This window comes from Enterobacter sp. ECC-249 (assembly GCF_043965265.1).
Taxonomy (GTDB): domain Bacteria; phylum Pseudomonadota; class Gammaproteobacteria; order Enterobacterales; family Enterobacteriaceae; genus Enterobacter; species Enterobacter quasiroggenkampii.
The window spans coordinates 3,164,961-3,178,218 of the sequence record NZ_CP143660.1 but is presented as its reverse complement, the minus strand read 5'-3'; the positions used below and the strand labels follow the sequence as shown (position 1 = coordinate 3,178,218).

Sequence of the window (13,258 nt, the reverse complement as noted above, 5' to 3'; positions counted from 1 at the left end):
TGAAGGTTTGCAATCGTTTGAAAGTGATGGTGGTGGGGGAAGGATTACTCGGCGCGTTGCGCCTCGCCCTTTGGGTCGTTGCCTGCGGCAACGCTTTCTCGCTGCGCTCGAATCGAACCTTAGTCGAAGCTTCTCATCCTTCCCCGTTACGGAAATACATGATGCCTGGTGCGAACTGAAGGTTTGGAATCGTTTGAAAGTGATGGTGGTGGGGGAAGGATTCGAACCTTCGAAGTCGATGACGGCAGATTTACAGTCTGCTCCCTTTGGCCGCTCGGGAACCCCACCAGGGGTAATTCAAATTTTGAGGTCGTGCTGAGAGATGGTGGTGGGGGAAGGATTCGAACCTTCGAAGTCGATGACGGCAGATTTACAGTCTGCTCCCTTTGGCCGCTCGGGAACCCCACCACGGGGTAATGCTTTTTACTGGCCCGCTTCCTGCTGGAAGCGGGGCGCATCATATCAAATGAGACGCCCCTGTAAAGCATTCCTTTAGGGAAACGAAGCTGTTTGCCTGCTTTTTATCCGTAAAGGCGCAAAGCTAATCAATTCATTTTCCGAAAGATTAAAGAATGATGGTTCTGTTGCCGTACACGAAGACCCGCTGCGCCAGCACCTGATACAGCGCACGACTCAGTACGTTCTTCTCAACGTCACGCCCCGCGCGCATCATATCCTCAGCGGTGTAAGTGTGATCTACGTGAATCACGTCCTGCATGATGATTGGACCTTCGTCCAGGTTGTCATTCACGTAATGCGCGGTCGCACCGATGATCTTCACCCCACGCTCGTACGCCTGGTGGTATGGACGCGCGCCAATAAAGGCCGGCAGGAACGAGTGGTGAATGTTGATGATCTTGTTCGGGAAGCGCGCCACGAAGGACGGCGTTAACACGCGCATGTATTTCGCCAGAACCACGTAGTCTGGGTTATGCGCTTCAATGGCCTGGGCCATCATATCGTCGTGTTCTTCACGGGTATGGCCTTCATGGCTCACAAGCTCAAACGGAATATCAAAGCGCTCGACCAGCGTACGCAGCGTCTCGTGGTTGCCAATAACGGCAGCGATTTCAACGTCCAGACCGCCGTAGTTGGCCTTCATCAGCAGGTCGCCCAGGCAGTGTGCTTCTTTGGTCACCAGGATCACGATGCGGCGTCGACCGGCTGGGGTCAGCTCGCGTATGGAACCTTCCGGAAGCGCGCTGTCCAGATCGGCCAGCAGGGTGGTGTCGTTGAAAATACCTTCCAGTTCGGTACGCATAAAGAAGCGGCCGGTACGGTGGTCAACGAACTCGTTGTTCTGCACGATATTCAGTTCATGTTTGTAGCAAATGTTGGTAATTCGTGCGATCAGCCCTTTTTGATCGGGACAGATGGTGCGCAGAACTTTACGTTGTAATGATTGCATCGCCGGGAAATCCTGTTTGTATTTGCGAAGTCTGGGCTGTCAGGCATTACTGCCCGCAACACTTTTTAAATTTTTTACCTGAACCACACGGGCAGGGATCGTTACGACCAAACTGTGGGCGCGTTCCGTCAATATAATACCATTGCCCGCTTTCCTTTAAGAACCGGGAACGCTCGATAATGGCACCCGGTTTATTATTCTCGCTAAAACGGGCAACAAAACTGACGTAACCTTCATCCACATGACTGCCTGGAGAGGATTCATAAACGGTGAGGCCGAGCCACTGCGTATTCGCGAACCCGGCTTCGATGTCCTGTTTGAAATCGGCTGCGCGGCAGGATGGATGCCAGGTTTTAATCAGGTAGTCTGCGTCTTTGATCACAAAAGCAGTGTACCGTGAACGCATAAGGTGTGACGGGTCTGGTGCAACCTGATCGCCAGAAAGATATCGCTGGCAACATAGGCTATACTCCAGAGCGCTACCACAAGGGCAGAGTTGAGACACGATTCTCTTCCTGGAACAAAATATAAAGGCGTAAAACGCTTCGGGTAGCACTATGTTAACTGAGGCGTTGCGTTGACGCTATGTCAGGAATCCAGGGGAAGTAAAACAGGACTAATGAGAAAGGTTAAAATTGGGCTGGCGCTGGGTTCAGGTGCCGCCCGGGGATGGTCGCACATCGGCGTGATTAATGCCCTAAATCAGATGGGCATTACTGTCGATATTGTTGCAGGGTGTTCAATCGGATCGCTTGTCGGCTCCGCTTACGCGTGCGGGAAGCTTCCGGAACTCGAGACGTGGGTGCGCTCCTTCAGCTACTGGGACGTGCTGCGTCTGATGGATCTCTCCTGGCAGCGTGGTGGGCTATTGCGCGGCGAACGCGTCTTTAACCAGTTCCGCCAGGTTATGCCTCTCGAAGACTTCACTGATTGTCAGATGCCTTTCGGCGCCGTCGCGACGAACCTCAGTACAGGACGCGAACTCTGGCTCACCGAAGGCGATATCCATCTTGCCGTGCGCGCCTCCTGCAGCATGCCGGGGCTCATGGCGCCTGTCCCACACAACGGCTACTGGCTTGTCGACGGTGGCGTCGTTAACCCGGTTCCCATCTCTCTGACGCGCGCAATGGGGGCGGACATCGTGATTGCCGTCGACTTGCAGCACGATGCCCACCTGATGCAGCAGGATCTCATGCCGGTCAATCTCCAGAGCGAAGATGCTGAGGGCGAAAAACTGGCCTGGCATGAACGCCTGCGCGGAAGAATAGGGCGTATGGCCGCGCGTCGTTCGGTTGCCGCGCCGACGGCGATGGAAATCATGACCACCTCAATTCAGGTACTCGAGAATCGCCTTAAACGTAACCGTATGGCAGGCGACCCTCCGGATATTCTTATTCAGCCGTACTGTCCGCAAATCTCTACCCTTGATTTCCATCGGGCTGAGGCCGCCATCGCAGCGGGCTCGTTAGCCGTCGAAAAGAAAATGGACGAATTGTTGCCTTTTGTGCAGACCGCACGTTAAGCACCTTTTTTTGACTACTTCAGCAAAATCTGACAGGCGATAGTGCCGATCGCATGCCACTATTTAGTTACTGTCAGCCAGGGGAGGAACCATGACGCAGCCATTGGCCGGAAAACACATTTTGATTGTTGAAGACGAGCCCGTTTTCCGATCGCTACTGGATTCGTGGTTATCCTCGCTGGGCGCAATGACGTCACTGGCTGAAGATGGCATCGACGCCCTGGAAAAAATGATCGGCATTACGCCCGATTTGATGATATGCGACATAGCGATGCCGCGCATGAATGGGCTGAAGCTGGTTGAACATCTGCGTAACGAAGGCAATCAGACGCCGATTCTGGTGATCTCTGCCACCGAGAACATGGCGGATATCGCAAAAGCATTACGTCTTGGGGTACAGGATATTCTGCTTAAGCCGGTCAAGGATTTGCACCGGCTGCGAGAAACGGTGTTAGCGTGCCTTTATCCTAATATGTTTAATTCCCGGGTAGAGGAAGAGGAGCGTCTTTTCCAGGACTGGGACGCTCTGGTGAGCGATCCGCCTGCCGCGGCGAAACTGTTGCAAGAGCTCCAGCCGCCCGTTCAGCAAACTATTTCACACTGTCGCGTAAATTATCGACAGCTGGTGGCCGCTGACCAGCCAGGACTGGTGCTGGATATTGCGCCACTGTCAGATTCCGACCTTGCGTTTTATTCTCTGGATGTCACCCGGGCGGGGGATAACGGTGTATTAGCCGCGTTACTTCTTCGTGCGCTATTTAATGGTTTGTTGCAGGAACAGTTATCCCATCAGGGACAACGGTTGCCGGAGTTAGGCAGTTTACTCAAACAGGTAAACCAGCTTTTTCGTCAGGCCAATCTGCCTGGACAGTTCCCGCTATTGGTCGGCTATTACCATAGCGGTTTAAAAAATCTGATCCTCGTTTCAGCTGGTCTCAATGCATCACTGAATACCGGTGAACACCATATTCAGGTGAGTAACGGTGTACCGCTTGGGACGTTGGGAACGGCGTATCTTAATCAAATTAGCCACCGCTGTTCCTCCTGGCAGTGCCAAATTTGGGGCGCCGGAGGACGGCTACGCTTAATGTTGTCCACGGAATAAGCAATTGGATCGTAATTTTAAGATTGCTTTACCTGTGTTTTGCGGGGAGTGCTACTATCGCTGCCCAGTTTCATGCGTATTTATCCTAATTGATCGGCAACGCGTTCTTTTCAGACCCGAACTGCGGGGCGAGACTGATATACTCAACGCGTTATTTATTGCATAAAAGTTCAAAACTTGAACAGCTCAGGAGAATTTGAATGGCTGCCCTAAATTCGAAAGTCAGAAAGGCCGTTATCCCGGTAGCGGGATTGGGGACCAGGATGTTACCAGCAACTAAGGCGATTCCTAAAGAGATGTTGCCTCTGGTTGATAAGCCATTAATCCAGTATGTCGTTAATGAATGTATTGCAGCCGGCATCACTGAAATTGTGCTGGTTACGCATTCATCTAAAAACTCTATCGAAAACCATTTCGATACAAGCTTTGAACTTGAAGCCATGCTGGAAAAGCGTGTTAAGCGCCAGCTGTTAGAAGAAGTTCAGTCTATTTGCCCTCCACACGTCACCATTATGCAGGTTCGTCAGGGGCTGGCTAAAGGTCTGGGTCACGCTGTTATGTGTGCGCATCCTGTTGTGGGTGATGAGCCTGTAGCGGTAATTCTGCCTGACGTTATTCTGGACGAATACGAATCCGATCTTTCTCAGGATAACCTGGCTGAAATGATCAAACGTTTCGACGAAACCGGCAGCAGCCAGATCATGGTTGAGCCTGTTGAAGACGTAACCGCATACGGTGTGGTTGACTGCAAAGGCGTTAACCTTGAGCCGGGCGAAAGCGTGCCAATGGTTGGCGTCGTAGAGAAGCCTAAAGCCGACGTAGCGCCTTCAAACCTCGCCGTTGTAGGTCGCTATGTCCTGAGTGCTGAAATCTGGCCTCTGCTGGCTAAAACGCCTCCAGGAGCGGGTGATGAGATCCAGCTGACGGATGCCATCGATATGCTGATCGAGAAAGAGACCGTTGAGGCCTACCATATGAAAGGTAAGAGCCATGACTGCGGTAATAAGCTCGGTTATATGCAGGCGTTTGTTGAATATGGTATCCGCCATAATACCCTTGGCGAAGAATTTAAAACCTGGCTCAAAGAGAGCACGGGTATTAAGAAATAAGCCACGGTTGTAAATGTTCGAAACCGGTGAGGCGCTGCCCACCGGTTTTTTTATGCCTATAACACTCCCCAAACCTGTCTGAAAGTACAGTCGATGAAATTGCCGAATAATGCTTTATGACAGAGTGTAAGAGGATGTTTGCGACAAATTTAGGTTAAAAAAAATCCCGCAATATGCGGGATTTTCTGAATGAGGCTCGATTAATCCTTGATCAGGAAGTCGTCCAGCTGTTTACCCTGCTCATCCATCGCTTTCTTGATAACAGCAGGAGTACGACCCTGGCCAGTCCAGGTTTTAGTTTCGCCGTTCTCATCAACGTAGCTATATTTAGCAGGACGTGCAGCACGCTTGGCTTTAGTACCGGTTTTAGCGGCAGCCATGCTGTTCAGCAATTCATTTGGATCGATACCATCAGCAATCAGCATTTCACGATATTGCTGCAGTTTACGAGTGCGTTCTTCGATTTCCGCTGCAGCAGCGCTTTCTTCTTCACGACGTTCATTAACTACAACTTCTAATTTTTCCAGCATTTCTTCAAGCGTTTCGAGGGTGCATTCTCTTGCCTGCGCACGAAGAGTACGGATGTTGTTCAGAATTTTAAGTGCTTCGCTCATTGTAGTAATCTCAAACTTATAATGGGGGGTGGTTTGTTGACCTAATAATAGAGCCATAAATTCAGATGTGCAATAGCCAGGAATGTAAGGAATTCAAAAAATACTAAATAATGCCGCTATTATTAATTACGCTAACTTAAATTCCAGCATCCAACTGTCTCGGTTGTTATCACCGGAACCTGCTTAACCCGGTCGATTGCGTCTTTTTTTTGTGACATTTCCCGCAGGAATTATAGTTGCGGCGGAGAAATATCAGCCTTTTGTATTAGTTCTCACCCCTGGTGTTAAGCCTGAAATAGTTAATAAATAGTGAATTTTAAAGGGCCGGGATTCCACTATAAAAAGAAGTGTTATGTTTGGCTTAACTTATAACATATTGGCCGGGCTGAATGGGTTTACTTCATGTTTTAACGGGTTATTTTCATAAACAGAAGGGACTGAATGCGGCACAGAACCGCATCCTCTGTGCGCTGCATCGCGGATGACCAGACAAAATATGGTACAATGACTCATCGGGAATATTACACATTGATTAGGGTTTTACGGCCAATGGCACAACTTTATTTCTACTATTCGGCAATGAATGCCGGGAAATCCACCGCGCTGCTGCAATCCTCGTACAATTACCAGGAGCGCGGGATGCGTACCGTTGTTTATACGGCTGAAATTGACGATCGCTTTGGCGCAGGGAAGGTGAGCTCCAGAATAGGGCTCTCGTCGCCTGCCAGGCTGTTTAACCCGAAAACCGATCTGTTTGAAGACATTCGCGCAGAACATGCGGCACAGCCCATTCACTGCGTTCTGGTCGATGAGAGCCAGTTTCTGACGCGTGAACAGGTCCATGCCCTGTCAGAGGTAGTCGATGAGCTTGATATCCCCGTGCTGTGTTACGGCCTGCGTACGGATTTCCGTGGGGAGCTTTTTGAAGGGAGCCAATATTTGCTCGCCTGGTCGGATAAACTTGTCGAACTGAAAACGATCTGCTTCTGCGGTCGTAAAGCCAGCATGGTACTTCGTCTCGACCAGGCCGGTAAACCTTATGCAGATGGCGAGCAGGTGGTGATAGGCGGCAATGAACGCTATGTTTCGGTCTGCCGTAAGCATTATAAAGAAGCGCTGTCTGTAGGCTCGCTGACGGCGATTCAGCACGACAATAGAAAATAACCTCAGTCTTATTTTACAGACATAAAAAAACCCGCCATTAAGGCGGGTTTTTCATCTGCTGCTGTCAATTAAGCGGTTTTCTTCGCTTTCTTGTCAGCTTTGATGACAGGGGCTTCTGTTTTCACAGCGGCAACGTCACCTTCTTTGAACTCACGACCGTAGTAGGTATCCAGCAGAATCTGTTTCAGCTCGGAGATCAGTGGGTAGCGCGGGTTGGCACCAGTACACTGGTCATCGAATGCATCTTCAGACAGCTTGTCTACGTGAGCGAGGAAGTCAGCTTCCTGTACGCCCGCTTCACGGATTGATTTAGGAATACCCAGTTCAGCCTTCAGGCTTTCCAGCCATGCCAGCAGTTTCTCAATCTTCGCAGCAGTACGGTCGCCCGGTGCGCTCAGACCAAGGTGGTCAGCGATTTCAGCATAGCGACGACGTGCTTGTGGACGGTCGTACTGGCTGAAAGCCGTCTGCTTGGTTGGGTTGTCGTTAGCGTTATAACGGATAACGTTGCTGATCAACAGGGCGTTCGCCAGACCGTGAGGAATGTGGAACTGTGAGCCCAGTTTGTGCGCCATTGAGTGGCAAACACCCAAGAAGGCGTTGGCAAACGCGATACCGGCGATGGTTGCTGCACTGTGGACACGTTCACGTGCTACCGGGTTTTTAGACCCTTCGTTGTAGGACGCTGGCAGGTTTTCCTTCAGCAGTTTCAGAGCCTGCAGAGCCTGACCGTCAGAGAACTCAGATGCCAGCACAGAAACGTAAGCTTCCAGGGCGTGAGTTACCGCATCCAGACCACCGAATGCACACAGTGACTTCGGCATCTCCATAACCAGGTTTGCATCAACGATAGCCATGTCTGGAGTCAATGCATAGTCAGCCAGTGGGTATTTCTGACCTGTTGCATCGTCCGTTACTACCGCGAATGGCGTAACTTCTGAACCGGTACCGGAAGTTGTGGTTACCGCGATCATCTTCGCTTTGACGCCCATTTTCGGGAACTTGTAGATACGTTTACGGATATCCATAAAGCGCAGCGCCAGTTCTTCGAAGTGAGTTTCTGGATGCTCGTACATGACCCACATGATTTTCGCGGCGTCCATTGGGGAACCACCACCCAGTGCGATAATCACATCTGGTTTGAAGGAGTTAGCCAGCTCAGCACCTTTACGTACAACGCTCAGGGTAGGGTCAGCTTCAACTTCAAAGAACACTTCAGTCTCAACGCCAGCCGCTTTCAGCACAGAGGTGATCTGGTCAGCGTAGCCGTTGTTGAACAGGAAACGGTCAGTCACGATGAGCGCACGTTTGTGGCCATCAGTAATCACTTCATCCAGCGCGATTGGCAGAGAGCCACGGCGGAAGTAGATAGATTTCGGAAGTTTATGCCACAACATGTTTTCAGCTCGCTTAGCAACGGTTTTCTTGTTGATCAGGTGTTTTGGACCAACGTTTTCAGAGATGGAGTTACCACCCCAGGAACCACAACCCAGAGTCAGGGAAGGTGCGAGTTTAAAGTTGTACAGGTCACCGATACCACCCTGAGAAGCAGGGGTGTTGATCAGGATACGTGCAGTTTTCATCATCTGACCGAAGTGAGCAACGCGCTCTGGCTGGTTGTCCTGGTCAGTGTACAGACAAGAGGTGTGACCGATACCGCCCATGGCAACCAGCTTCTCTGCTTTCTCAACCGCGTCTTCGAAATCTTTCGCACGGTACATGGCAAGCGTTGGAGACAGTTTTTCGTGAGCAAACGGCTCGCTTTCGTCAACAACTTTTACTTCACCGATCAGGATTTTGGTTGTTGCCGGAACGGTAAAGCCTGCGAGCTCAGCAATTTTGTAAGCTGGCTGACCCACGATAGCAGCGTTCAGTGCGCCATTTTTCAGGATAATGTCCTGAACCGCTTTCAACTCTTTGCCCTGCAGCAGGTAGCCGCCGTGGCTGGCGAAACGTTCACGAACAGCGTCGTATACGGAATCGACAACAACAACAGACTGTTCAGATGCACAGATCACGCCGTTATCGAAGGTTTTAGACATCAGCACAGACGCAACGGCACGTTTGATGTCAGCAGTTTCGTCGATAACAACAGGGGTGTTACCGGCGCCCACGCCGATAGCAGGTTTACCGGAGCTGTATGCGGCTTTAACCATGCCTGGACCACCGGTCGCCAGAATCAGGTTAATGTCCGGATGATGCATCAGCGCATTGGAGAGCTCGACGGAAGGTTGGTCGATCCAGCCGATCAGGTCTTTTGGTGCGCCTGCAGCGATCGCCGCCTGCAGGACGATGTCTGCAGCTTTGTTGGTCGCATCTTTCGCACGTGGGTGTGGAGAGAAGATGATTGCGTTACGGGTCTTCAGGCTAATCAGTGATTTGAAGATTGCAGTAGACGTTGGGTTAGTGGTCGGAACAATACCGCAGATGATGCCGATAGGTTCAGCGATGGTGATGGTACCGAAGGTGTCGTCTTCGGACAGCACGCCACAGGTTTTCTCATCTTTATAGGCGTTGTAGATATACTCGGAAGCAAAGTGGTTTTTGATCACCTTATCTTCCACGATACCCATGCCGGATTCGGCAACGGCCATTTTAGCGAGAGGGATTCGAGCATCTGCAGCAGCCAGTGCGGCCGCGCGGAAGATTTTATCAACCTGTTCTTGGGTGAAATTGGCATATTCACGCTGGGCTTTTTTAACGCGCTCAACGAGGGCGTTCAGTTCAGCGATATTAGTAACAGCCATAATGCTCTCCTGATAATGTTTAAACTCTTTTAGTAAACCAGCGCTCGATACGTCACACAGTATAGACAGAGCCGATACGACTTGCGTAACACAAAGTAAAACAAAGAGTTACTTTCTGCGTCAGCACACTAATTTACTAAAAGAGCCTTACCTTAGCATCATCCCTTTTTGTCAGGCGATCTCCCTGGGGGCGTAACCAAGATTACTCACTTCTGAGTACGGAAATCATGATCTACGTCAATTTTCCCCCAAGCTGATACCTTTCAGCAGGGTTATTTCTTTGAGATTTTTCCAGTGTTAAATAATTACGTAAGTATTGGAAGCGGCGCTATCATTGATTATACATAAGTTTAACATCCTGAAATGATAACGTTTTGCCACAGATTTCGAGTGAAGTATGCTGCTAAAAAGGGTATCTTCAGCGCGATTTCTCACGACAAATTGTCAGTCCCGGGCATGTGTATAAGCGGAGCAAAACGTGATCCAAACGCTCTTTGATTTTCCAACGTATTTTAAATTTTTTATTGGTTTGTTTGCCCTGGTGAACCCGGTGGGGATCATTCCTGTTTTCATTAGTATGACGAGTTACCAGACAGCGGCGGCCAGGAATAAGACCAACCTGACCGCTAACCTGTCGGTAGCTATCATATTGCTCACCTCCCTTTTTCTGGGTGACGCCATTCTCCAGCTCTTTGGAATTTCGATTGACTCTTTCCGCATAGCGGGTGGGATCCTGGTCGTGACCATCGCGATGTCCATGATCAGCGGTAAGCTGGGCGAGGATAAACAGAACAAGCAGGAGAAGTCCGAAACCGCCATCCGCGAAAGTATTGGCGTGGTGCCTCTGGCCTTGCCGCTCATGGCTGGCCCCGGCGCCATCAGTTCAACCATTGTCTGGGGCACGCGTTACCATAGCCTGATGCACCTGGTTGGATTTTCCGTTGCCATTGCGCTTTTCGCGCTCTGCTGTTGGGGCGTATTCCGCATGGCACCCTGGCTGGTGCGCCTGCTGGGTCAAACGGGCATCAACGTCATTACGCGAATCATGGGCCTGCTGTTGATGGCGTTAGGGATTGAATTCATCGTTACGGGAATTAAAAGCATTTTCCCCGGTTTGCTGCATTGATATTTCGTATGATAGAACGGAGCAACGGCTCCGTTTTTTTTACGTCATTATCAGTAAATCCTATAACTAAAGTTGAAATGCTCACATATCATAATAAATTCTACTAATAATGTTCATTGCTTGTATTTCAATAAGTTATTAATTCCTCTAAAACCCGCCTGCACAGAAAATCTTCGATCGCTCTGTTATTTTACTCACATGATACTCTGGGGCTTGCTGAGAGATAACCGAAATGATATTAGTAATTTCAACATTCCCCTAGATGAATGTGCTAAATAATAACCAGTTGTTAAATTTTTGTACAAAATCACTCGATGATAGCGCAGCGACGCGCTTGTAGAGAAAAAATTCTCTATCTTTTTGAATATTATGTTTTTTACGTGATGTTCGATGTCCGGCAGGGCTGCCCTCAACGATGCGGTACTCACCGTAAAAGAGAATTGCTTAACAAATTTGCAAAATGTATTGGCGCGCGTTTACGCCATTTGATACTTTCCGGCCTAATATTTTGCAGCATAAAACAAGCAGATGAGAATTATTTTCATATAGTTCTCTTCTCAGATATCCAGCGCAGGCCTCAAACAGGGGAGGCCTGTAAAGAATCGACGCAAGACGGCCATACGAGCGGTCAGTAATAAAAAAGTCGGTGATAGCAAGCAGTAAAAGAAGAACCTGACAGCAGCAAAAAAAAACTCCTGCGCTGTACAGGCCCCAACAGGGGATTACACAGCTGGCGAAGGCCAGTCATTATAATGAGTGGAGTACCAACACAATGTCCATCATCACAAAAAAAAATCTGGTAGCGGCGGGGATTTTAACTGCGCTAATCGCGGGCAACGCTGCAATGGCTGCGGACGTTCCTGCAGGTGTTCAACTGGCTGAGAAACAGACGCTGGTGCGTAACAACGGTGCGGAAGTTCAGTCTCTTGACCCGCACAAAATTGAAGGTGTTCCTGAGTCTAACGTTAACCGCGACCTGTTCGAAGGCCTGCTGGTAACGGACGTAGACGGCCATCCGGCACCGGGTGTAGCCGAAAAATGGGAAAACAAAGATTTCAAAGTCTGGACCTTCCACCTGCGTAAAGATGCGAAATGGTCCGACGGTACACCGGTCACGGCCGAAGATTTCGTTTATAGCTGGCAGCGTCTGGCGAACCCAACAACCGCCTCTCCATATGCGAGCTACCTGCAATATGGCCACATCGCCAATATTGATGACATCATCGCGGGTAAAAAACCGATCACCGATCTGGGCGTAAAAGCGATCGATGCTAATACCTTTGAAGTAACGTTGAGCGAACCTGTTCCGTACTTCTATAAGCTGCTGGTTCACCCGTCCGTCTCCCCGGTACCAAAATCCGCCGTGGAAAAATTTGGTGAAAAATGGACCCAGCCTGCCAATATCGTGACCAACGGTGCCTATAAGCTGAAAGACTGGGTGGTCAACGAGCGTATGGTGCTTGAACGTAACCCGCAATACTGGGACAACGCGAAAACCGTCATTAATCAGGTGACCTACCTGCCAATTTCTTCCGAAGTGACTGACGTTAACCGCTATCGCAGCGGTGAAATCGACATGACCTATAACAACATGCCGATTGAATTGTTCCAGAAACTCAAAAAAGAGATCCCTAAAGAAGTTCACGTCGATCCGTACCTGTGCACCTATTACTATGAAATCAACAACCAGAAAGCACCGTTCACCGACGTACGTGTTCGTACCGCGCTGAAGCTGGCACTGGATCGCGATATCATCGTGAACAAAGTGAAAAACCAGGGCGATCTGCCGGCGTATAGCTATACCCCTCCATACACCGATGGCGCAAAACTGACCGAGCCAGACTGGTTCAAACAGACTCAGGAACAGCGTAACGCAGAAGCGAAGAAACTGCTGGCCGAAGCGGGCTACACCGCAGATAAGCCGCTGACCTTCAGCCTGCTGTACAACACCTCCGATCTGCATAAAAAACTGGCTATCGCCGTCGCCTCGATCTGGAAAAAGAACCTGGGCGCGAACGTGAAGCTGGAGAACCAGGAGTGGAAAACCTTCCTCGACAGCCGTCATCAGGGCACCTTTGATGTGGCACGTGCAGGCTGGTGTGCGGACTATAACGAACCGACCTCCTTCCTGAACACCATGCTGAGCGACAGCTCGAACAACACCGCGCACTATAAGAGCCCGGCGTTCGACAAGCTGATTGGCGACACGCTGAAAACCACTGACGAAGCACAGCGTACAGAACTGTACTCTAAGGCCGAGCAGCAGCTGGATAAAGATTCCGCGATCGTACCGGTTTACTACTACGTTAACGCCCGTCTGGTGAAACCGTGGGTAGGTGGTTATACCGGTAAAGACCCGATGGATAATATCTACGTTAAAAACTTGTATATTATCAAGCATTAATGGCAATGAGTGGGGCGGGCGTGCTCGCCCCACGGTGTCTAACCAACGTCACATAATAT

The 13,258-nt window shown here is 50.0% G+C and carries 10 protein-coding genes, 2 tRNA genes and 1 other RNA gene; 6 read left to right on the top strand and 7 right to left on the bottom strand.

The window, feature by feature from the left end:
* Positions 1-27: 27 nt before the first annotated feature.
* From V1587_RS15245 to V1587_RS15225, 5 genes are all read right to left on the bottom strand, one after another.
* Positions 28-158, bottom strand: a non-coding RNA gene (locus tag V1587_RS15245) — RtT sRNA.
* A 45-nt stretch (positions 159-203) separates the two neighbouring features.
* Positions 204-288 (bottom strand) — tRNA-Tyr (locus V1587_RS15240).
* A 35-nt stretch (positions 289-323) separates the two neighbouring features.
* Positions 324-408, bottom strand: a tRNA-Tyr gene (locus V1587_RS15235).
* 157 nt (positions 409-565) lie between these two features.
* Positions 566-1,408, bottom strand: coding sequence for a formyltetrahydrofolate deformylase (purU, locus tag V1587_RS15230; protein ID WP_371898588.1), 843 nt, complete (start codon positions 1,406-1,408; stop codon positions 566-568).
* Between the two features lie 46 nt (positions 1,409-1,454).
* The gene (locus V1587_RS15225) at positions 1,455-1,913 is read right to left on the bottom strand and encodes a YchJ family protein (RefSeq protein WP_371898587.1); all 459 of its coding nucleotides are present in this window, start codon (positions 1,911-1,913) and stop codon (positions 1,455-1,457) included.
* A gap of 114 nt (positions 1,914-2,027) precedes the next feature.
* On the opposite strand from V1587_RS15225, the gene rssA reads away from it, so the two are divergent.
* The 3 genes from rssA (at position 2,028) to galU (ending at position 5,144) form a co-directional block, all read left to right on the top strand.
* Positions 2,028-2,930 (top strand): patatin-like phospholipase RssA, encoded by a 903-nt coding sequence (rssA, locus tag V1587_RS15220; protein WP_371898586.1) that lies wholly within the window; start codon positions 2,028-2,030, stop codon positions 2,928-2,930.
* 91 nt (positions 2,931-3,021) lie between these two features.
* Complete coding sequence (rssB, locus tag V1587_RS15215) at positions 3,022-4,035, top strand: two-component system response regulator RssB (protein ID WP_371898585.1); 1,014 nt, start codon at positions 3,022-3,024, stop codon at positions 4,033-4,035.
* A 200-nt stretch (positions 4,036-4,235) separates the two neighbouring features.
* Entirely contained in the window at positions 4,236-5,144 is a 909-nt protein-coding gene (gene galU, locus V1587_RS15210) for a UTP--glucose-1-phosphate uridylyltransferase GalU (RefSeq protein ID WP_371898584.1), read from the top strand.
* Between the two features lie 200 nt (positions 5,145-5,344).
* Here galU and hns read toward each other — a convergent pair whose 3' ends face one another.
* Positions 5,345-5,758 (bottom strand): histone-like nucleoid-structuring protein H-NS, encoded by a 414-nt coding sequence (hns, locus tag V1587_RS15205; protein ID WP_008502781.1) that lies wholly within the window; start codon positions 5,756-5,758, stop codon positions 5,345-5,347.
* A 549-nt stretch (positions 5,759-6,307) separates the two neighbouring features.
* Here hns and tdk point away from each other — a divergent pair.
* Complete coding sequence (gene tdk, locus V1587_RS15200; protein WP_008502782.1) at positions 6,308-6,922, top strand: thymidine kinase; 615 nt, start codon at positions 6,308-6,310, stop codon at positions 6,920-6,922.
* A 68-nt stretch (positions 6,923-6,990) separates the two neighbouring features.
* On the opposite strand, the gene adhE is transcribed toward tdk, so the two are convergent.
* Complete coding sequence (gene adhE / locus V1587_RS15195) at positions 6,991-9,669, bottom strand: bifunctional acetaldehyde-CoA/alcohol dehydrogenase (RefSeq protein WP_371898583.1); 2,679 nt, start codon at positions 9,667-9,669, stop codon at positions 6,991-6,993.
* A gap of 478 nt (positions 9,670-10,147) precedes the next feature.
* Here adhE and V1587_RS15190 point away from each other — a divergent pair, with 478 nt between their 5' ends.
* Together V1587_RS15190 and oppA are read left to right on the top strand one after the other, a co-directional pair.
* Positions 10,148-10,795, top strand: a complete 648-nt coding sequence (locus V1587_RS15190; protein WP_234649645.1) for a YchE family NAAT transporter — start codon at positions 10,148-10,150, stop codon at positions 10,793-10,795.
* Between the two features lie 772 nt (positions 10,796-11,567).
* On the top strand, positions 11,568-13,199 hold the full coding sequence (oppA, locus tag V1587_RS15185) for an oligopeptide ABC transporter substrate-binding protein OppA (RefSeq protein ID WP_271368167.1): 1,632 nt from the start codon (positions 11,568-11,570) through the stop codon (positions 13,197-13,199).
* Positions 13,200-13,258 lie beyond the last annotated feature (59 nt).

Bases quoted from the DNA above. Each gene is read 5' to 3' on its own strand.
- adhE (WP_371898583.1), bottom strand. From the start codon at position 9,669: ATGGCTGTTACTAATATCGCTGAACTGAACGCCCTCGTTGAGCGCGTT.
- galU (WP_371898584.1), top strand. From the start codon at position 4,236: ATGGCTGCCCTAAATTCGAAAGTCAGAAAGGCCGTTATCCCGGTAGCG.
- oppA (WP_271368167.1), top strand. From the start codon at position 11,568: ATGTCCATCATCACAAAAAAAAATCTGGTAGCGGCGGGGATTTTAACT.
- purU (WP_371898588.1), bottom strand. From the start codon at position 1,408: ATGCAATCATTACAACGTAAAGTTCTGCGCACCATCTGTCCCGATCAA.
- tdk (WP_008502782.1), top strand. From the start codon at position 6,308: ATGGCACAACTTTATTTCTACTATTCGGCAATGAATGCCGGGAAATCC.
- rssA (WP_371898586.1), top strand. From the start codon at position 2,028: ATGAGAAAGGTTAAAATTGGGCTGGCGCTGGGTTCAGGTGCCGCCCGG.
- hns (WP_008502781.1), bottom strand. From the start codon at position 5,758: ATGAGCGAAGCACTTAAAATTCTGAACAACATCCGTACTCTTCGTGCG.
- rssB (WP_371898585.1), top strand. From the start codon at position 3,022: ATGACGCAGCCATTGGCCGGAAAACACATTTTGATTGTTGAAGACGAG.